Source organism: Chlorobaculum parvum NCIB 8327, from assembly GCF_000020505.1.
In the GTDB taxonomy this organism is placed as follows: Bacteria; Bacteroidota; Chlorobiia; order Chlorobiales; family Chlorobiaceae; genus Chlorobaculum; species Chlorobaculum parvum_A.
In genome coordinates this window covers 1747262-1767892 of the sequence record NC_011027.1, presented here as the reverse complement: position 1 = coordinate 1767892, position 20631 = coordinate 1747262, and the positions used below count along the sequence as shown (strand labels likewise).

Here is a 20631-nt window from a genome sequence, read left to right as displayed (position 1 = left end):
TTGCGTCAAACTTTATTTTATGTTTCGGGAATAACTTCCTAAATATTCTGATACTTCATTTTCTATAACTTTAATTTCCTCTTCTGTTGCTTGTACAACCTTTGTTTGGAGATCCTTGATCTTATCTAGAATAAGCTCGTAATCAGACTTTTCTTGCTCGGGATTTGTTTTGATATCAGCCAGCTTTTCTTTTAGTAGACTGGTTATTAGTTTGGTGATTTCAGTTGCTTGTTTATCGGGCGTTGCGAAGGCATCTATTCTATGAGGCAGTGGGCGGCGTGAATTTGCCACATTCGGGGCCCCCCATGGGACCTGGTCATCCCAGTCATTCTTTTGAACATCAAACCCCTGTCGTTTTGGATCTTTGTTCGGGCTGTCCCATACCCATTTTTCGCGAATTAGCCATTCACCATCAGAAGTGGCGTAGAGCCATCTCTCGCCTGGCGCTTCACTGAACACGATCGTATGAAGTTCAATCGTTGGAAGGTTTTCTGGGTCAACTTGGCCATTTGGAAAATCGTTAATTGTTAGTTTTCCATCTTTCGATCCATGCGACATCACAGTCTCATACGCTCTTAGGATGCTGCTTTTTCCAACATTGTTTGGGCCAACAAGGACAACAATATCATCTAGCTCTATTTCTACCTTTTCCACTCCGATGGAGCGGAAATTTTGGATAATAAGCCTATGGAGTCGGGGGCGAGGTGCATTTTCATCATCTCCAACAAGAGCAATAACTTCCTCTATTTTCTTCTTCACGGCCATGTGATTTCCTTATTGGTTTAACAACGTTTAGACTGATCTACCTAATTCTGAAAAAGCAGAAAGCTTTTTTCTGTATAATTCGGCAATAAATACGGCTTCAATCAAAGACCTTATCAGCAATTCCGTCGCTCGTCTTGTATCATGCCTGCACTGCTCATTCGGAAGGCCGTCTTGGGAGGGGTACTGCATAAGCTCGACGGCGAGGCTTACGATTTCTATCTACGAAGATTACTGGATTTTTACAAGCAAAATTCAGACCTCAACAGGAAACGCCATTCACCTGATTCACCGCATGAGCGTGGAGTAAATCAAATGAATGGCGTCCTCTGTTTCATCCCGATTCTGATCATTCCAGAATCCGTCCAACCTTTACCATCAAGGTCGGAATTTCTTGTAGTCGATATTGAACTTCTTCATCCTCAATCCCATGATTCTGTCCGACAAGCCGAGTTGAGCAGCGGCTTTGGTCATGTTGCCTTTGGTGCGTTTGAGTGCTTCGATTATCATCTCCTTTTCGATCGAATCGAGCTTCTGCTGCAGGTCGCCGATGTAGGGCGTACCGCTTGATTCGGCGGTCTGGAGCGAGGGCGGCAGGTGGTAGCCGTGGATGACGTTGTCTTCGCTCAGGATGACCGCGCGCTCGATGCAGTTCTGCAACTCGCGCACGTTGCCGGGCCAGTGGTAGCGCATCAGCATGTCGATGGCCGTGGTTGAAATCCGCCGAATCCCTTTGTGGTTGGCCGTGTTGAATTTTTCCACAAAGTAGTCTGCCAGCAGCAGAATGTCGGTTTTGCGCTCGCGAAGCGGCGGCACGGTGATCGGAAAAATGTTGAGCCGGTAGTATAAATCCTCGCGGAACGATCCCTGCTGAATCTGTTCTTCGAGGTTCCTGTTGGTGGCCGCGATGATGCGCACGTCGGTCTTGACGGTCTTGGCGCCGCCGAGCCGTTCGAACTCCTTCTCCTGAATGATCCGCAGCAGCTTGGCCTGCGTGGAGAGGCTCAGCTCGCCCACTTCGTCCAGAAAAATCGTGCCGGTATCGGCCAGCTCGAAGCGTCCGCGCCGCAGTGAGGCGGCTCCGGTGAAGGCCCCTTTCTCGTGGCCGAACAGCTCGCTTTCGACGATACTTTCCGGCAGCGCCGCGCAGTTGAACTTGATGAACGGCTTGCCGTTGCGCATGCTTTTGTAGTGGATCGCATTGGCAACCAGCTCCTTGCCGACGCCGCTCTCGCCGAGAATCAGGGCTGTGGCGTTGGTCTTGGAGATCTTGTCGATCATCCTGAAAAGGCTCATCATGGGCTTGGTGTTGCCGATGATGTTGGCCGGGCGGTCGGCGTCGGGAACGTCTTCAACGAATTCGCCTTCCGCAATCGGGTAGCCCGAATGCTCGGGGTGGCTCGGGTGTTCGGGCGCGTCCGTGCTCTTCTCCTCGTTATCGAGCTGCTTGATGCGAACCGCCTGGGCAATCATGGCCGCGATGATGGAGAGCAGATCGACATAGTATTGCAGAATATCGATCCGATCGCTTTTGCGCCGCTTGTTGCCATTTTCTGTGGGAACGGAAATCCTGCGGTCGGCGCTCAGCGTGCCGATGACCTCGCTGCCCACCATGATTGGTACGCAGATGAAGCAAAGCTCCTCTTTGTTCTCTTCGACTCTCGACTGGGTGCGGTCAAGGAACAGCGGCTCTTCGTCGAGACGGGGTACCACATTGGGTTTGCCGGTTTCAACCACCTGCCCGATAATGCCTTCACCGATTTTGTAGCGTCCAAGCTGGCTCTGCTCCTCGCTCAGTCCGAACGATTCGTTGATGACCATTTCACCGGTGCTTTTGTCGAGAATGGTCACCATGCCGCGGAGCATGTTCATGTGTTCCGACAGGATGAACAGTACCAGTCGGAGCACCTTGCTGATGTCCTCTTCGTTGTTGACGGTCCTGCTTACTTCGGCAAGAAGGCTGATGCTGCTCTGTTCCTGTTCGTGCGCTATGAGCATGAAGACTTGTTATTCGATAGTTAAGCTTGCTTGATGAGTGTGCCTTCGCGGATGGCATCGATTTCGTCCGTCCTGAGCGAGCGTTTGAGGCGGTCGGCGTGATTTCTGATCAGTTCGAGCAGTGCCCGCGCTTCGTCACGCGACATCTCGATCCCTTTTCTCCGGAAGTGCTCCATGATAGCCGCCGTGCCCGAATGCTTGCCGATGACCATCTCGAAGTCGCCACGTCCGACCTGTGACGGCAGGAATGGCTGGTAGGAGAGCGGGTCTTGCAGCAAGGCCGCGCAATGGATGCCCGATTCGTGCTGGAACGCCGAGCGCCCAACGACCGGTTTCTGATCCTGAATCGCCCGCCCCGCGGCCAGGGCGACCGTATCGCACAGTGTCGAAAGCATCGCGGTGTCGAGCCGAGACTCGAATCGGCCGGAAAGCGCAAGCGCCATCGCCAGCTCTTCGAGCGCCGCGTTGCCCGCCCTTTCGCCGAGACCGGTTACCGACACGCTGACGGCTTCGAACCCCGCTTCGAGCGCCGTGAAGGCGTTGGCGGTCGCCATGCCGAGGTCGTTGTGCGCGTGGAATTCAAGCGGCAGCGCAGAGTGCTCGCGCAACGCCGCGCCAAGCGCCATCACCGTGCCGGGCGTTGAAATGCCCACCGTGTCGGCGATGCGCAATCGTTCAGCTCCGGCGGCTTCCGCGTCGCTCATGAATCGTTGCAGCAGCGAAAGATCGGCTCGCGTGGCATCCTGCCCGCCGACGCTCACGAAGTCGAACAGGCCGCGAGCTTTCGAAATCATTGCGTGGAGCTGCTCCTGCACCCAGTCGTACTCCTTTTTCATCAGCTCCATGTAGAGCTGCGAAATCGGGAAGCTGATGTGCACCGCACCGGTTCCACTCTTTGCGGCCAGTTCGATGTCGTTCATGTTGGCGCGCGACCACGCGGTCAGCCGCACGGGCAGGTTCAGGGCGGCGATCTCGCGGATTACCTTGCGCTCAGCTTCGCTGATTGCCGGATAGCCGATCTCGATTTCGTCAACCCCGGCTTCGGCCAGCAGCTCCGCGATGCGTGTTTTCTCATGCGGATTGAACACCACGCCCGGCGCCTGCTCTCCGTCCCGGAGGGTCGTATCGATGATCCACGGCTTGAGGATCGATCCGGTATCGGATGTGGTTTGGGCTGGCATGGACGTCTTTTTTTTCTGGCTTTTCGACCTTTTCGAGTCTTTTGATTAAGGTGAATATAAAACAAATCCTAAAATAATTAGGGTGTAAAAGGGTTTTGGGTTGAAAAAAAAGACATAATTGTAATTTGTCCGGTGCAGGAAGGGGAGGAAAGGGTGAGAGCGGAGGGCGGTCCTGACGAGTCAGGCCGCCATTACATTGCACCTGGTCATTCCCGCCTTCGCGGGAATGACGGATAGGGTAGTGACGTTGTTCAAGGCTTCATTTCCGGTAGCGGGCTGGATACGAGTGGCTCGAAATAAGGACTGCTTCTCGGCCCCACCCTTCAGCGGTTTTCGATGGCGATGAACGGCAGTTCGCGATACCGCTCGTCAGCGTCGAGGCCGTAGCCGACGACGAAGTGGTCAGGAATCGTGAAGCCCGTATAGTTCGCTTCGAATAGGACGCTCCGGCGCGAGGGCTTGTCGAGCAGGGCGCAGACGCGCATGGAGGCCGGTCGCTGCTGTTCCAGTTCGGCTACGATGCGCGAGAGGGTGCGCCCCGTGTCGAGAATATCCTCCACCAGCAGCACGTGCTTGCCTTCAAGCTCGATGGTTTCATGATGTTCGAGCTTGACCTTGCCGGATGAGGTGCGCCCTTCGCCATAACTCGAAGCCCGGATGAACTCGATGCGGCAGGGCAGGGTCAGGTGACGCACCAGATCGGCTGTGAAGATGAACGCCCCCTTCAGCACGCAAACCACCGTCAGCAGATCAATCCCTTCCAGATCGTCGGAAATCTCCCGAGCCAGCTCAGCGACGCGCTCTTGAAGCCGTTCGGCGGAGATGAGCTCTTTTTGGGGCAACGTCATCATGATTCCGGATGGTAGTGGTTCGATGGGGCTTCACAGAATATAGCTCGTTTACCATTGTTTTTCGTTAATGTTGCTTGCAGTGCCGACAATGCTCACGCCCCCGATTTTTCAGGAACGTAACGACAGGTGGGTAGGGTTGGATTCAGTGTCGTGTATCTTTGTTTGAATCCGGAGGCCGGTAGCGTTTCATGCTGGTTGTCCTGAAATTTGCCGAGGAGGTTGTGCCATGAAACCCAAGCCTGTGATTACGATTCTTGCCGTCAATACCGGTTCGTCGAGCATCAAGTTTTCACTCTACGAGAGCGGGCAGACCGAGGAGTTGCTGTTTTCCGGTTCGCTGACGCGGATCGGGTTGACTGATGCCACTTTTTCGGTCAATGATCCGCAGGGTCGGTACATCGATTGCGAGAAAGTCGAGGCGGCAGATCACGCGGCAGCGTGCCGGCATGTGTTCTCGTGGCTCACGCAGCACGGCCCCGGTATGCCGGACGCGGTGGGGCACCGGGTTGTGCACGGCGGGCCGCGCCACACCGCGCCCGAAAAGGTGACGCCCGAGCTGATCGATTCCGTCACCGAACTCGTCCCCTATGCTCCCGAGCATCTGCCGCAGGCTCTGAACGCTATCCGTTACGCCACTACCGAGCTGCCGGGCGTGTTCCAGGTCGCCTGCTTCGATACCGCCTTCCACAGTACGATGCCTCCGCTGGCGAAGCTCTGTCCCATTCCTGAACAGTTTCGGAAACAGGGCGTGCAGCGCTACGGTTTTCATGGCCTTTCCTACCAGTACATCCTCAGCCAACTGGAAGCCGACGGCGATCCACTCGCCCGCAAGGGGCGTGTCATCATCGCGCATCTTGGCCACGGGGCGAGCATGGCGGCGGTGCTGGACGGGCAGAGCGTCGAGACGACGATGGGCTTTTCGCCTGCGGGTGGCCTCGTCATGAGCACGCGCACGGGCGATCTCGATCCCGGCGTGGTGCTGTTCCTGTTGCAGCAGGGGCATCTCGATTCGGACGGGCTTCGGGACATGGTGAACAAAAAGTCGGGTCTCCTCGGTGTTTCAGGCGTGAGCGACGACATGCGCGATCTTCTCGACGCCGAAGCGGAAAATCCGCAGGCGCATCTGGCCGCGGAGCTGTTCTGCTACTCCGCCCGCAAGCACATTGGCGCGCTCACGGCGGCGCTCGGCGGGCTCGACATGATTGTCTTCACCGGCGGCATCGGCTTGCACTCGCCCGAGATTCGCGAGCGCATCTGTGCGGGCCTTGGCTTCCTCGGCGTTATGGTCGATCCGGAAAAAAATCTCAAACCTGCCGGGGTGATTTCGACAGACAGCAGCCGGGTTGTCGTCAAAGTGATGGAGACCAACGAAGAGGTTATGATCGTCAGGCAGACGAGGCGGGTGCTCGAGGGGCGGTAAGTCGGTCTCAAGCGTTGAGCCGGATTAATCTTGTTGGGAAAATCCGCTTGTGTTGCCGCTCATTCTTGGCCCGGAGTTGTCAGGTAAAGAATCCTGGAGAAACTCGTAAGATATTGCAGGGCATTTGCTTACTATGACTTGCCAGAAAAACCGGATTTTTCGCTATCCCTGGCTTGACATGAAGAACCAGCATGATTTTGAGAATTATCGGATTGACACTGCATGACTGAAACAATGAAATCAAAAGAACAAGCTATGACTGAAATGACAACCCCGCTCTCTGAACAGGAACTTGAATTGATGAATGCGTACTGGAGGGCGGCAAATTATCTATCCGTTGGTCAGATCTACCTGATGGATAATCCGCTTCTGAAGCAGCCGCTTTCCAAAGAACATATCAAGCCCCGCCTGCTCGGCCACTGGGGAACCACTCCCGGCCTCAATTTTCTCTACGTGCACCTGAACCGCATCATCCGTAACCGCGATCTCGACATCGTCTATATCGCCGGGCCGGGCCATGGCGGGCCTGCGCTGGTGGCGAACGTATGGATGGAGGGGACGTACAGCGAGTACTATCCGGACGTGTCGTTCGACGAGTCGGGCATGAAGCGGCTGTTCCGGCAGTTTTCGTTTCCGGGTGGCATTCCGAGTCACGTCGCGCCGGAGACCCCGGGATCGATCCACGAAGGCGGCGAGCTGGGCTACTCGATTTCGCACGCCTATGGCGCGGTATTCGACAACCCCGACCTCGTTACGGCCTGCGTGGTCGGCGACGGCGAAGCGGAGACCGGCCCGCTCGCCACAGCGTGGCACAGCAACAAGTTCCTGAACCCGAAGCGCGACGGGGCGGTGCTGCCGATTCTGCATTTGAACGGTTACAAGATCGCCAACCCGACCGTGCTGGCGCGCATTTCACACGAGGAGCTGGAGCAGCTCATGATCGGTTACGGCTACAAACCGTACTTCGTCGAGGGCGACGACCCGGCGACGATGCACCAGATGATGGCTGCGACGATGGATCGCTGCTTCGATGAGATCGCCGAAATCCAGCGCCGGGCGAGGGTCGAGGGCGTGGACGAACGTCCGATCTGGCCGATGATCGTGTTTCGCTCGCCGAAAGGGTGGACGGGGCCGAAGGTGGTTGACGGCAAGCCCGCCGAGGGGAACTGGCGCTCGCACCAGGTGCCGTTCAGCACGGTGCGCGACAATCCGGAGCACATGGCGCTGCTCGAATCGTGGCTGAAAAGCTACAAGGCCGAGGAGCTGTTCACGCCCGACGGCGTGCTTCTGCCGGAGCTTCAGGAGCTGGCTCCGCAAGGCAAGAAGCGCATGGGCGACATTCCTCACGCTAACGGCGGCCTGTTGCTCAAGGAGTTGCGTATGCCGGACTTCCGGGAGTATGGAATCGATGTGCCGAAGCCCGGTTCCGTGGAAGCCGAAGCGCCCAAGCCGATGGCCCGCTTTCTGCGCGACATCATGAAAATGAACGAGAAGGCGGCCAACTTCCGCGTTTTCGGGCCGGACGAGACCGCCTCGAACCGTCTCGGCGAGCTGTTCGAGGAGACCAATCGCACCTGGATGGCCGAGATGATTCCGTCCGACGATCATCTTTCGCACAATGGCCGCGTGATGGAAATTCTTTCCGAACACACCTGTCAGGGGTGGCTCGAAGGCTACCTGCTCACCGGACGCCACGGCTTTTTCTCCTGCTACGAGGCGTTCATCCACATCATCGATTCGATGTTCAACCAGCACGCCAAGTGGCTCAAGGTGACCGACACCGAAATTCCGTGGCGGCGGCCCATCGCCTCGCTCAACTATTTCCTGACCTCGCACGTGTGGCGGCAGGATCACAACGGCTTTTCGCATCAGGATCCGGGCTTTATCGACCACGTGGTCAACAAGAAGTCGAGCGTGATTCGCGTCTATCTGCCGCCGGACGCCAACTCGTTGCTGTCGGTGACGAACCACTGTCTGCGCTCGCGTAACTACATCAACGTGATCGTGGCAGGCAAGCAGCCCGCGTGGCAGTGGCTCGACATGGAGTCCGCCTTGCGGCACTGCACCAGTGGCATCGGCATCTGGGAGTGGGCCTCGAACGACGCGGGTGAGGGTGAGCCGGACGTGGTGATGGCCTGCGCGGGTGACGTGCCGACGCTCGAAACGCTGGCCGCCGTCAAGATTCTGCGCAAGCTCGCGCCGGAGCTGAAGATCAGGGTGGTCAACGTGGTCGATCTCATGACGTTGCAACCGAAGGAGGAGCATCCGCACGGCCTCGACGACCGCGATTTCGATGACATGTTTACCACTGACAAGCCGATCATCTTTGCCTATCATGGCTACCCATGGCTGATTCACCGCCTGACGTACCGCCGCACTAACCATCGCAACCTGCACGTGCGCGGCTACAAGGAGGAGGGCACGACGACAACGCCGTTCGACATGGTCGTGATGAACGACCTCGACCGCTTCCACCTCGTCGCCGACGTGGTCAACCGCGTCTCAAGCCTCAGGCCGAAGGCGGCGTACATCAAACAATACGTCCGCGACCGCCTGATCGAGCACAAGGAGTACATCAGGAAGTACGGTGAGGATATGCCGGAAGTGAGGGATTGGAGATGGGAGGATTGACGTTTGGGATGATAGTAAACGAACATTTCAATTCTTCCGTAGGGGCAGACCTGTGTGTCTGCCCTTTTTATTCCATATCGCAGGATAATTGTGTTGGCTGAGGGCGAACACGCAGGTGTTCGCCCCTACGGGTTGTCATGTTGTAAGACATGTTTTATTTATCGCTTCGGGATATACAGCTCATCCGTCGACCATCTGATAGGATTGTTGCAAATGTATTCACGGATTTCGCAGAGATCCTTTTCGCTGCGAATCACATGCTCCCAATAATTGCGTTGCCATAAACGTTTACTGAATGCTTCCCATCGATTATGTTTTACTCCACGGATATACTCGTTTGTTGTCATGGTTTTATACCATTGCACAATATTCCGTAGGGGTGATCCCGAAATGTCAGGATCACCCTTTTGTGTTGATTCAGATGGGGAAGGGCGGACACATAGGTCCGCCCCTACGGTTTGTTGATGCTCTGGTTTACCAGTGTTGGCAACGATGAAATGAATATGGTTAGGCATACAGACAAATTCATCGCATTGTAAATTTGAGAATTTATTTTCCAGTTCGTTAAACCATCGACGAGTCATAGCTCCGGCATCGTTCAATTGCATGACATCGTCAGTGATGTTGCCGAACAGACAGCGGCGTTCGTTTATACAGATTGTTACGAAATACCATCCGCTCTGAGCATAATCATAATTCCTGAGTCGAATGCTTCGGCGGTTTCCTGTATTTTCGTTTTTTCCGGTCATTCGACAAGGTTGAGAAGTGTTTTCATATTCGTAGGGGCGAACCTGCGTGTTCGCCCTTTCTTATATTAGTTCACAGAGTAATTGAGCTGGAAGAAGGGCAGACACAGAGGTCTGCCCCTACAGGGATTGTATTGTTGTACCGGTAGGATAATACCAAGAGATTCATCTCCTGTTGATCCTTTCCATTACCTCTTCGACTGGCGACGCTTTGATTTTGCCTTCTTTGTAGGCGTCGAGCCTTGACTCGAATTCAGCAGCCCATGCGGTATCGATCTCGGCTTCGCGGGGATTGTTGAAGCCTTGACAGAGTCGCTCAATCATCTTTGCCCTTTCGACTGGGGTCAGGTCGAGGGCATCCTGCATTATTTTTTCAGCGCTTGCTCTCATATCGTATTTCTGTTTGTCTTCAGGTATTTTCATTCAAGCAAATGAAACATATCCAACGAACCATCAAACTTCAAATCAGGCCGTTCGAGATGTCGTCACCTCTTATTTCACCACCGGCGGGAACTGGGCCATGATTTTCCCAACCACTTCGTCGATGTCGCGGTGCAGGCTTTCGGCTGAACGATAGTCCTTCAGAATGCCTCGCGCTACTCCTCGCCAGGCGATGTCGTTGCTGGTGCTGTTGAAGATGTCGATGATGAGTGTGCCCTCTTCAAAGTAACGTACGTTTGGCCAGGCACCGTACGGATCGTACCAGAATGCGGCATAACCTCCGCGCCGCCAGCCCCGATAGTAACCACTGTGATAGATGAAGCCGGAAGGTGGTGGCCCGACGACGACCCGCTCTCTGATGCCGGCATGGGCGTAGATGGTGAAATCGACCGGCCCTCTCTCTTTGAGGATAAAGCCTTTGGCCGCGAGTTCACGGTCCACATCCGTCTTGATTCGTTTGTAGACCAAAGGATTGCTCACCAGAATGTCGTCCTCTGCCCCCGGGCGAGCCTGATCCGTCCAGCGGTAGGTTTTGTAATCGTAGAACGGCATCAAGCGGTCGTAGTCGCTGACCACCGTGTACGACGAGCAGCCCGCAAGCATCAGCAGGCTGAAAATCGAAAAAATCCAGAATGAGTGTTTCATGATCTGTTCTCCCGGAATGGATGCAATCGAAACCTTTGTCACTATAAAGTAAGACGTCAGGCACAAACGGATCATGTAGCAATGGCTCGGAAAAGAAGTCGCTAATCGCCCTGCTCTGAGCCATGATATTGCTTCCTGCCGAGGCCATAAATTTTTCCCGCTGCGCTGAAAAAAACGCAGGAACTCGACAAGATGGACGTCAGACAGAAAGAGGCATTTTTCTCTGCAGAGTACCGGTTCCCCAGTTCCCTCCAGAGATCGGGCATGACCCTGCTTGCCGTGGATGGTGATTATCAGTAATGTATCTCTTTTTATCTTCAACCAGGAGTAATAGTTATGGATATCGGTGGTCCGGAGTTACTGCTTGTTCTTGCGGTTATTCTGATTCTGTTTGGCGGGCAGAAAATTCCTGAACTGGCTCGCGGCCTTGGCAAGGGTATCAGGGAGTTCAAGAAAGCTCAGGCCGACATTGAGTCGGAATTCAATAAGGCGGTCGATACGGTATCTGATAGTAGCAAACCGTCAAAAAACTCCAGCGTTTCTGACTGATCAAGGCTCTCGAACCGTTCAGGAGCTGACTTCCTGTCGGTTATGCTCAGTTGTTTACCTTTATTCTTCGTTTCATTAGGCGCTGCCCAAGCGTCTTGTCAATGTTTTGTAAAAAAATAATGGCCACAACGGGCACCTCTTCTGACCTTTTATCTTCTTTTTGTTCGTGCGGATATGGCCTTATCGTAAAACCGTGTTTCGCGGTTAGAATGGCTTTTGTTTGGAATATTCAATCAATTGGTGCAGGTTTACCTTCCCTGAAACTCCTTCGGAAGCGGCACGTTCCACTCCTGAGGCTTCGGGATGATGATGTATCCGGTTTTCACTCCGTCCGGCTGTACGTATTGTGATTGGGTGACGGCAAGGTCGGATGAGCCGGGTTTGTTAACACGTTTCTTAGTTCGAATGACTGATATGGCTGAAGAGCATATTATCTGTGATTTTGAGAATCAGTGCCTTGAGTGGCGCAATGTAGATGACACGGTGATGGGGGCGGTTCGAAAAGCACCCTCGATGTGGACGATTCAGGTCTGGCTGTTTTTGCCGGGCGCCTTTCGTCGGACCGCAAGGGCGGATTCGCTTCGGTGCGCACCGTGTTCGATGCGCAGGATTTCAGCGGGTACGACAGCTTCAAGGTACGCCTGAAGGGTGATGGCCGTCGCTACGACTTCCGGGTCAGAAACAGCGCCGATGCCGATGGCCTTGTTTATGGCTGCGGCTTCGATACCGAGGCTGGCGATTGGCAGGAGGTCGATCTGCCTTTTTCCGAACTGCACCCTTTGGCTGGAGGGCGTGAGGATGAGGATGTTGGTGACGCGCCGTTCGACTCGTCGAGCGTGATTCAGATCTGCTTCCTTGTGGCCGAGCAGCAGAAGGGCAATTTCAACCTTCAGATCGACTGGATCAAGGCGGTCAAAGCCTGACCGCAATACCCTTGTCGCGAAGGTACTCTTTTGCCTCTCTGATGGAGTAGGTGCGGAAGTGGAAGATCGAAGCCGCAAGCGCCGCATCGGCGTGGCCTTTGGTGAAACCTTCGTAAAGATGTTCGAGGTTGCCCGCGCCGCCTGAAGCGATCACCGGAATGTGCACCGAGGTCGAGATGCGTTTGAGAATCTCGTTGTCGTAGCCCTCCTGCGTGCCGTCGCGATCCATGCTGGTCAAGAGAATTTCCCCCGCGCCAAGCTCCTGCACCCGGTGTGCCCACTCCAGCGCCTCGTACTGCGTCGGCGTTTTGCCTGAATGGGTGTGCACGATGTACTCACCATTCACCTTCTTGACGTCAATCGCCACCACTACAGCCTGCGAGCCGAAGCGCTCGGCGATGCGCGAAATCAGCACTGGATCGTTCACCGCAGCGGTATTGACCGACACCTTGTCTGCACCGTGCAAAAAGGCGTCGCGCGCCCGCTCGACCGAGCTGATGCCTCCGCCGACCGTCAGTGGAATGAACACCTCGCCTGAAACTTTCAGCACCTCCTCAAGCGTTGTCCTTCTCGATTCGATGGATGCGGAAATATCGAGAAAGACCAGTTCGTCGGCCATTTCATTGTTGTAAAACCGGGCCTGTTCGAGAATCGAACCCGCGTCACGGAGACCTTCGAAATTGATTCCTTTCACAACCCGTCCGTCGCGGACGTCGAGGCAGGGGATGATTCGTTTGGCTAACATCTTGGCAGAATTTGGGAGTCGGAAAATCCGGTCGTAGAGCCGGTGCCTGACTCAAGAAATCACAAAACTTTGAATCTGCAACTAATATATTAAAGTCTTCTTATATTGAGCCGCTCTTCCGGGGCGCATCCGAAAAGCGACCCGATTGTATAGGCGTCTGGATCGCGCAAGCCGATCTTACATTCAGAAGGGTTTTAACCCTTTGGACATTCTGAACTCTTATATTCATGTAGCCTCGACTTTCAAGCCGAGGGGAGCCAGAAAAGGAGAATCTGTTATGAAATTTCCCGTTTGCGATTTCGCGGAATCCGAAGAGGGATTCTACTCCCAATGCGCCAGTTGCCCCATTGAAGCCGACCAGGCCGGATGCGCTCTTTGCGAGCTTCAGGACGGCACCTACGAGTTCGTCGGCGAAACCCCTCACGGCGGTGTCAGGGCGATTTTTTATTTCAAGAATGATGCGGGTAATCAGGTGGCCAAGCAGGAGGCTATCCACGTCGAAATCCATGAGTTTGACGATCAGGATGCCCTGCTCGCCATTCTGTACGGCATGGTCGATCCTGAAGGGATGATCTACCTGAAAAAGTCCGACAGCTAACTAAAAGGTATCTTTAAAAAGTGTCATGAGCGGCTTGAGAGCAAGGCGGATGGAGCGCAGAAACCGGAGCGTACTGGTCGTACGTGAGGATTTTGAGCACAATCCAACGCAGCAATCGAGACGCGCAATAAGTTTTTAGAGATGCCCTGGCGTCAGGGCAAACACCCAACAAGGCAATCATAATGTTAGATATTCATAATCCAACGACCGACCATCAGGATATACGGGATCTGACCATCATCGGTGGTGGTCCTACGGGAATCTTCGCGGCGTTCCAGTGCGGTATGAACAACATCTCCTGCCGGATCATCGAGAGCATGTCGCAGCTCGGGGGCCAGCTCGCGGCTCTCTATCCCGAAAAGCATATCTACGATGTCGCGGGTTTTCCGGAAGTTCCGGCCATCGATCTGGTCGAGAGCCTCTGGGCTCAGGCCGAGCGATATAATCCCGATGTGGTGCTCGGCGAGGCGGTGACCAAATATACCAAGCTCGACGATGGCACGTTCGAGACCAGAACCAACGCAGGCAACGTCTATCGTTCACGCGCGGTGCTCATCGCGGCTGGACTCGGTGCATTCGAGCCGCGGAAGCTGCCGCAGCTCGGCAATATCGATCACCTGACCGGCAGTTCGGTTTACTACGCGGTCAAGTCGGTCGATAATTTCAAGGGCAAGCGTGTGGTGATTGTGGGCGGCGGCGATTCGGCGCTCGACTGGACGGTCGGCTTGCTGAAAAACGCCGAGTCGGTCACGCTGGTGCATCGCGCCAAGGAGTTCCAGGGGCACGGCAAGACTGCCCACGAGGTGGAGCAGGCCAAGGCGGATGGCTTGATCGACGTGCATCTGCAAACCGAGGTCGCCAGCATCGAGGAGTCGAATGGTGCATTGACGCACGTGCATCTGCGCTCAAGCAACGGCGAGGAGTGGACGGTCGAGGCCGATCGCCTGCTGATCCTCATCGGCTTCAAGTCGAACCTCGGCCCGCTGGCCGGATGGGATCTCGAACTGGCCGAGAATGCGCTGGTGGTTGATTCCCACATGAAAACTTCGGTTGACGGTCTCTATGCGGCGGGTGATATTGCCCACTATCCAGGCAAGCTCAAAATCATCCAGACCGGCCTGAGCGAGGCGACGATGGCGGTGCGCCACAGCCTTTCCTACATCAAGCCGGGCGAGAAGATTCGCAACGTCTTCAGCAGCGTCAAGATGGCCAAGGAAAAGAAAGCTGCCGAGCAGGAAAAGAAGGCTGAGTAACGTTCATGTCCGTTTCGACCTCTTCACAGCCCTCGGCGTTTCAGGCATGGATGCTGGCCATCCGACCGAAGACGCTACCGGCGGGCGCGATGCCGGTGGTGATCGGTTCGGCGCTCGCAGCGGCTGACGGCGTTTTCCGCCCACTTCCCGCGCTGGTGGCGCTTATCTGTGCGCTCGGCATCCAGATTGCCACCAACTTCATCAACGAGATTTACGACTTCCGCAAAGGGGCCGATACCGCTGAGCGCCTCGGCCCGACGCGCACGGTCGCTGCAGGAATCATCACCGAGCAGACGATGACGCGGGTCTCCATCGCGCTCGGCATTTCGGTGTTCGTGCTCGGCTTGTACCTTGTCGCCATCGGCGGCTGGCCGATCTTCTTGATCGGCGTGCTCTCGCTGCTCTTCGCCTGGGCATACACCGGAGGGCCGTTTCCCATCGCCTACTCCGGTTTGGGCGACGTGTTCGTTTTCATCTTTTTCGGCCTCGTGGCGGTTGGCGGCACCTACTACGTGCAGGCGCTTTCGCTGCCGACGGCGGTGCTCGTGGCCGCCGCCGCGCCCGGCGCGTTTTCGGTCTGCATCCTTTTGGTGAACAATATCCGCGACATTGCCACCGACCGCAAAGTCGGCAAGATGACGCTTCCGGCCCGCATCGGTGCTCCGGCGGCCCGCGCGTTCTACGTTGCGCTGACCGTGCTCGCTTATGCCGTGCCGGTCTGGCTCGTCGTCAGTGCCGGATATTCGCCGTGGTGTCTCGCGAGTCTCGTCAGCCTGCCGCTCGCCATCGGCCAGGTGCGCACGCTGTACGCCTCCGAAGGTCAGGCGCTGAATGCGGTGCTTGCCGGTACCGGCAAGGTGCTGACCGTGCACGGCGTGCTCTTTTCCGCCGGGCTTGTCATTCCCAACATCATTTCGATTTTTCGTTCATGAACACCGATCAGGTTCGCGTTGCGCTCGTCCAGATGAGCTGCGTTGAAAACCCGCAGGAGAATCTTGCAAAAGCCGAGAAGTGCATCCGTGAGGCTGCGGCGGGCGGGGCGAACATCGTCTGCCTGCAAGAGCTGTTCACCACGCTCTACTTCTGCCAGACCGAGGAGTACGAGCCGTTCGCGTATGCCGAGCCGATTCCCGGCCCCTCGACCGCCGCATTGCAGGAGCTTGCCGCCGAACTCGGCGTGGTGATTGTGGCATCGCTGTTCGAGATTCGCGCCCGTGGCGTGCATCACAACACGGCAGCGGTGATCGACGCCGACGGCAGCTACCTCGGCAAGTACCGTAAGATGCACATCCCGGATGACCCCGGCTTTTACGAAAAGTTCTACTTCATTCCCGGCGACCTCGGCTACAGGATTTTCAAGACGCGCTTTGGCAACATTGGCGTACTGATCTGCTGGGATCAGTGGTATCCCGAAGCGGCGCGGCTTACGGCGCTTCGCGGAGCGGACATCATCTTTTATCCAACGGCTATCGGCTGGGCGACCTCCGAGACTTCACAGGAGGTTCGCGCGAGCCAGCAGCAGGCGTGGAAAACCGTGCAGCTCGGCCATTCCGTGGCGAACGGCGTTTACGTGGCGGCGGCCAACCGCGCGGGCACGGAGGGCGAGCTGGAGTTCTGGGGCAACAGCTTCGTCTCCGACCCTTTTGGGCAGGTGATTGCTGAAGCCGCGCACAGCAACGAAGAGATTCTCTACGCCGACTGCGACTTCTCGAAGATCGGCTTCTACCGCTCGCACTGGCCTTTTATGCGCGACCGCCGGATCGACTCGTACGGCGACATCACGCGGCGCTGGATTGACGAATAAACTGTTTTGACGATGAACCTGTTTGGCCAAATCATTCTCTTCACGCTCATCGGCACCTGGCTCATCAAACTTGCCGCCGACCTGCTGAACCTCCGCGCCGCCTCGCCGACGCTTCCCGAGGCGTTCCGCGACATCTATGATCCAGCGGAGTACCGTCGTTCGCAGGAATATCTCCGGGCCAACACGAAATTCTCGCTCATCAGCTCGACCTTCGATCTCGCGCTGCTGCTCGTTTTCTGGTTCGCGGGCGGCTTCAACTGGCTCGACCAGCTCATCCGGGCGTTGGGCTTTGATCCCGTCGTCAACGGCGTGCTCTACATCGGAGCGCTGCTACTCTTCCAGGGCGTCATCAACCTGCCGTTCAGCATCTGGCACACCTTCGTGCTCGAAGAGAAGTTCGGCTTCAACCAGACCACGCCGAAGGTGTTCGCCGCCGACCTTATCAAAACAGTGCTGCTCTCTGCCGTCATCGGTGCGCCGGTGCTGGCGGCGATTCTCTGGTTCTTCCAGAGCGCTGGGCCGCTCGGCTGGCTCTGGGCGTGGGGTGGCGTGACCGCGTTCAGTCTGCTTCTGCAATATGTTGCGCCGACCTGGATCATGCCGATGTTCAACAAGTTCGAGCCGCTCGAAGATGGCGAGCTGCGGAAGTCGATCATGGATTACGCCGCCGAGGTACGCTTTCCGCTCACCGGAATCTACGTCATGGACGGCTCGAAGCGCTCGGCGAAGGGTAACGCCTTTTTCACCGGATTCGGCAAGAACAAGCGCATCGCGCTGTTCGACACGCTCATCAAGAACCACTCGACCGGTGAGCTGGTGGCCGTCCTCGCGCACGAAATCGGCCACTTCAAAAAGAAGCACATCCTCATGTCGATGGTGCTCAGTATGCTCAACCTCGGCGTGGTTTTCTACCTGCTCTCGCTCTTCATGAATAACCGGATGCTCTTCGACGCCTTCGACATGCAGCAGACTTCGGTCTATGCAAGCCTGCTCTTTTTCATGCTGCTCTACAATCCGGTGGAGTTCATCATTTCGATTCTGATGCAGATGCTCTCGCGGCGCAACGAATTCGAGGCCGACAACTACGCCGTCACGACCTATCGGAATGGCGCTCTGCTGGCTGACGCGCTCAAGAAGCTTTCGCGGCAGAACCTCTCGAACCTGACGCCGCATCCGTTCAACGTGTTCCTGAACTACTCCCATCCGCCGGTCTTGCAGCGCGTCGAAAGGATCGAAGCGGCAGCCCGGCACTAAACACCATCCAACCCATTCCTGTCATAACGCACCGATGAGCGAACCGACCTACTTCATGCCGCCCGAGTGGGCGCCGCACGCCTCGACCTGGCTTTCGTGGCCGCACAAGCTCGAATCGTGGCCCGGCAAGTTCGAGCCGGTTCCGGCAGTCTTTGCTGAACTTGCGTATCAGCTCAGCCGCTCCGAAACGGTCAACATCAACGTGCTCGACGATGCGATGGAAGCGCAGGCGCGCGCCTTGCTGAAGGAGCGCGACCCCGAAGAGCAATACGCCGACCGCATCGTCTTTCACCGGATTCCGACCAACGACGCCTGGTGCCGTGACCACGGTCCGAACTACGTCATCCGCATTCGCGGTGAAGAGCGTGATAAAGTCATCATGAATTGGGAGTACAACGCCTGGGGCGGTAAGTACGAGCCGTACGACGACGACAACGCCGTTCCGGAGCGCGTGGCGAAGATTCAGGGCCTGCCGATGGTTTCGACTGGCATGGTGCTCGAAGGCGGCGCGATCGACGTCAACGGTGCGGGCCTTCTGCTCACCACCGAAGCGTGCCTGCTCAACCCCAACCGCAACCCCTCGCTGAGCAAAGCCGAGATTGAAGCGCAGCTCTCGCGCTACCTCGGCATCCGCAAAGTGCTCTGGCTCGGCGATGGCATCGCAGGCGACGACACCGATGGCCACGTCGATGACATGGCTCGCTTCGTCAACGAGAACACCGTCGTCATCGCTGTCGAGGATGATCCGGAGGACGAAAACTACAAGCCGCTTCAGGAGAACTACGAGCTCCTCAAAACCATGACTGGCCTCGACGAAGAGCCGCTCAACGTCGTCAAGCTCCCCATGCCTGAACCAGTGTTCTACGACGGCGAGCGCCTCCCCGCCAGCTACGCCAATTTCTACATTGCCAACAGCGTCGTGCTGGTGCCGACCTACCGCTGCTCACGCGATCAGCAGGCCATTGACATCCTGCAAGAATATTTCCTTGATCGCAAGGTCATCGGCATCGATTGCAGTGATCTGATCTGGGGGCTGGGTGCGATTCACTGCGTGACGCACGAAGAACCGGCGGGGTGAGTTATTCAGGTTGACATCGCTATCGAGATCGAGATCGGATTGATTTTCGATAGCGATTCCTGATATGACTGCCAGGATTTGCTATATCGAACACGCCATTTCCTCAACGCGCTGCTCATTCAACATTCTGCTGAAAAACAGCCCCGACAGCCAAGTTTCCCTGTGGATTCTGAGCGTTGTTGGTAACTCTTCAGCTTCTCTGAAGTTTCCCGAAGTTTACGTGAGAAAACAGGACATCCCTTTATATTAAAAGAGTTAGAGTAGTTAAGGGATATTCTGCCATCCTGTTTACATTGAATGAAAACAGGCGTTCGTTCACGATTGACTAAAGAGGTAACCTGATGTTTACACCTGAACTCATATGGTTCATTTGCGGTGTGGTGCTGGCTTTGCTGGAGTTCGCCGTGCCGGGAGTGATCCTTGTCTTTTTCGGAGTAGGAGCGTGGATCACCGCCCTGACGACCTATTTGGGGCTGACCGAAAGCACCGCTTCCCAGCTTCTGGTTTTTGCCAGCACCTCAGTTATTCTCCTGTTTTTCCTGCGGAGCCATATCCGATCCCGATTTTCAGGATTTGTGAGCGATAGTCAGTCGCCGGAACAGAATCTGGATGAATTTACCGGCAAATCGGTTGTCGTGCTGGAAGAGATCACCCCTATGAAGCCCGGCAAAGTCGAATTCAAAGGTGCGCCCTGGCATGCAGAATCTAATGAGACGTTTAAGTCGGGCGAGATCGGTCTTATCGAAAAAGCAGAAGGATTGACACTCATCATTAAAAAACGAGGAGCTTAAGCTATGGATATCTCAACGTTTATAGCATTTGTCTTTGTTGTGCTTGTGGTCGTTACGGTTTTCCAGACCGCGCGTATCGTTCCGCAAAAGACAGCCTTCATCATCGAGCGCCTGGGAAAATACTCTACGACGTTGGATGCTGGATTCCATATCCTTATCCCTTTTATGGACAAAGTGGCGTACAAGCACTCCCTGAAAGAGGTTGCCGTGGACGTACCGGCGCAAACCTGCATCACCAAGGATAACATTGCGGTTGAAGTGGATGGCGTGCTCTACATGCAGGTGATGGATGCGAAAAAAGCGAGCTACGGCATCGAAGACTATCTCTTCGCTTCATCGCAGCTTGCGCAGACAACCATGCGATCGGAAATCGGAAAGCTGGAGCTTGACAGAACCTTTGAAGAGCGGGAGGCCATTAACGCCGCAATCATCTCAGCGGTGGACAAGGCTTCGGATCCCTGGGGCGTGAAAATCACCCGCTACGAAATAAAGAACATCACCCCGCCGCAGAGCGTCAGGGACGCCCTTGAAAAGCAGATGCGCGCGGAGAGGGAAAAGCGCGCAGCCATTGCTGAATCCGAGGGCGCGAGGCAGTCAAAGATCAATGTCGCCGAGGGTGAAAAGCAGCAGGCGATTGCGCTGTCGGAGGGTGAAAAACAGAAAAGAATCAATGAAGCTGAAGGCCGGGCGAAGGAGATCGAGCTTGTGGCCATTGCGACTGCCGAGGGGATTCGTAAAATTGCCGAGGCGATCAAGGAGCCTGGCGGGCAGGATGCTGTCAACTTGAGAGTTGCCGAACAGTATATCAAGGAGTTTGGCAATCTGGCTAAAGAGAACAACACGGTCATCATTCCGTCTACGCTCAGTGATGTCGGGGGAATGGTTGGCGCGTTGACGACTATGCTTAAAACGACGGGGAAAACGTCGGTGTGAACTTTTTGTTGCTCAAACTGGATTTTAC

Annotated in this window: 19 protein-coding genes and 1 pseudogene; 12 read left to right on the top strand and 8 right to left on the bottom strand. The window is 55.7% G+C overall.

Annotation, left to right across the window (positions count from 1 at the left end; genetic code table 11):
• Positions 1–12: 12 nt before the first annotated feature.
• The 4 genes from CPAR_RS11200 to hpt form a co-directional block, all read right to left on the bottom strand.
• Entirely contained in the window at positions 13–765 is a 753-nt protein-coding gene (locus CPAR_RS11200; RefSeq protein WP_198002614.1) for an AAA family ATPase, read from the bottom strand.
• A 375-nt stretch (positions 766–1140) separates the two neighbouring features.
• The gene (locus CPAR_RS08185) at positions 1141–2760 is read right to left on the bottom strand and encodes a sigma-54-dependent Fis family transcriptional regulator (protein WP_012502846.1); all 1620 of its coding nucleotides are present in this window, start codon (positions 2758–2760) and stop codon (positions 1141–1143) included.
• A gap of 20 nt (positions 2761–2780) precedes the next feature.
• Positions 2781–3941 carry a homocitrate synthase gene (gene nifV, locus CPAR_RS08180; RefSeq protein WP_012502845.1) on the bottom strand — a complete coding sequence of 387 codons (1161 nt, stop codon included), beginning with the start codon at positions 3939–3941 and terminating at the stop codon, positions 2781–2783.
• Between the two features lie 323 nt (positions 3942–4264).
• Positions 4265–4792 (bottom strand): hypoxanthine phosphoribosyltransferase, encoded by a 528-nt coding sequence (gene hpt, locus CPAR_RS08175; protein WP_012502844.1) that lies wholly within the window; start codon positions 4790–4792, stop codon positions 4265–4267.
• 226 nt (positions 4793–5018) lie between these two features.
• Here hpt and CPAR_RS08170 point away from each other — a divergent pair, with 226 nt between their 5' ends.
• Both CPAR_RS08170 and CPAR_RS08165 read left to right on the top strand, forming a co-directional pair.
• A complete protein-coding gene (locus CPAR_RS08170; protein ID WP_012502843.1) occupies positions 5019–6212 on the top strand; it encodes an acetate/propionate family kinase in 1194 nt (397 codons plus the stop codon).
• A gap of 255 nt (positions 6213–6467) precedes the next feature.
• On the top strand, positions 6468–8843 hold the full coding sequence (locus CPAR_RS08165) for a phosphoketolase family protein (protein ID WP_012502842.1): 2376 nt from the start codon (positions 6468–6470) through the stop codon (positions 8841–8843).
• A gap of 158 nt (positions 8844–9001) precedes the next feature.
• On the opposite strand, the gene CPAR_RS10820 is transcribed toward CPAR_RS08165, so the two are convergent.
• The 3 genes from CPAR_RS10820 to CPAR_RS08155 form a co-directional block, all read right to left on the bottom strand.
• The gene (locus tag CPAR_RS10820; protein WP_012502841.1) at positions 9002–9592 is read right to left on the bottom strand and encodes a transposase; all 591 of its coding nucleotides are present in this window, start codon (positions 9590–9592) and stop codon (positions 9002–9004) included.
• Between the two features lie 162 nt (positions 9593–9754).
• A complete protein-coding gene (locus tag CPAR_RS08160) occupies positions 9755–9979 on the bottom strand; it encodes an addiction module protein (protein WP_012502840.1) in 225 nt (74 codons plus the stop codon).
• Positions 9980–10081: 102 nt separating this feature from the next.
• On the bottom strand, positions 10082–10675 hold the full coding sequence (locus tag CPAR_RS08155) for a DUF4136 domain-containing protein (RefSeq protein ID WP_012502839.1): 594 nt from the start codon (positions 10673–10675) through the stop codon (positions 10082–10084).
• A gap of 336 nt (positions 10676–11011) precedes the next feature.
• On the opposite strand from CPAR_RS08155, the gene CPAR_RS08150 reads away from it, so the two are divergent.
• Positions 11012–11224: a Sec-independent protein translocase subunit TatA/TatB gene (locus CPAR_RS08150; RefSeq protein ID WP_012502838.1), complete on the top strand. Its 213-nt coding sequence runs from the start codon at positions 11012–11014 to the stop codon at positions 11222–11224.
• A 500-nt stretch (positions 11225–11724) separates the two neighbouring features.
• Positions 11725–12147, top strand: a pseudogene (locus CPAR_RS08145) (CIA30 family protein); the annotation flags it as partial.
• Here the strand turns inward: CPAR_RS08145 and hisF are convergent.
• Positions 12137–12892, bottom strand: coding sequence for an imidazole glycerol phosphate synthase subunit HisF (gene hisF / locus CPAR_RS08140; protein ID WP_012502836.1), 756 nt, complete (start codon positions 12890–12892; stop codon positions 12137–12139). The pseudogene CPAR_RS08145 and the gene hisF overlap by 11 nt on opposite strands.
• Before the next feature lie 277 nt (positions 12893–13169).
• On the opposite strand from hisF, the gene CPAR_RS08135 reads away from it, so the two are divergent.
• From CPAR_RS08135 to CPAR_RS08100, 8 genes are all read left to right on the top strand, one after another.
• Positions 13170–13490 carry a hypothetical protein gene (locus tag CPAR_RS08135; protein ID WP_012502835.1) on the top strand — a complete coding sequence of 107 codons (321 nt, stop codon included), beginning with the start codon at positions 13170–13172 and terminating at the stop codon, positions 13488–13490.
• A 182-nt stretch (positions 13491–13672) separates the two neighbouring features.
• Positions 13673–14743 carry an NAD(P)/FAD-dependent oxidoreductase gene (locus tag CPAR_RS08130; RefSeq protein WP_012502834.1) on the top strand — a complete coding sequence of 357 codons (1071 nt, stop codon included), beginning with the start codon at positions 13673–13675 and terminating at the stop codon, positions 14741–14743.
• 5 nt (positions 14744–14748) lie between these two features.
• Positions 14749–15675 (top strand): 1,4-dihydroxy-2-naphthoate polyprenyltransferase, encoded by a 927-nt coding sequence (locus CPAR_RS08125; protein WP_012502833.1) that lies wholly within the window; start codon positions 14749–14751, stop codon positions 15673–15675.
• Positions 15672–16547, top strand: coding sequence for a carbon-nitrogen hydrolase (locus CPAR_RS08120; protein WP_012502832.1), 876 nt, complete (start codon positions 15672–15674; stop codon positions 16545–16547). Before CPAR_RS08125 ends, CPAR_RS08120 begins: the two co-directional genes overlap by 4 nt.
• Positions 16548–16559: 12 nt before the next feature.
• Positions 16560–17801 carry a M48 family metallopeptidase gene (locus CPAR_RS08115; protein ID WP_012502831.1) on the top strand — a complete coding sequence of 414 codons (1242 nt, stop codon included), beginning with the start codon at positions 16560–16562 and terminating at the stop codon, positions 17799–17801.
• 34 nt (positions 17802–17835) lie between these two features.
• On the top strand, positions 17836–18879 hold the full coding sequence (locus tag CPAR_RS08110) for an agmatine deiminase family protein (RefSeq protein ID WP_012502830.1): 1044 nt from the start codon (positions 17836–17838) through the stop codon (positions 18877–18879).
• A gap of 341 nt (positions 18880–19220) precedes the next feature.
• Complete coding sequence (locus CPAR_RS08105; RefSeq protein WP_012502828.1) at positions 19221–19670, top strand: NfeD family protein; 450 nt, start codon at positions 19221–19223, stop codon at positions 19668–19670.
• A gap of 3 nt (positions 19671–19673) precedes the next feature.
• Positions 19674–20603 (top strand): SPFH domain-containing protein, encoded by a 930-nt coding sequence (locus CPAR_RS08100; protein ID WP_012502827.1) that lies wholly within the window; start codon positions 19674–19676, stop codon positions 20601–20603.
• The last annotated feature ends 28 nt before the right edge of the window (positions 20604–20631 follow it).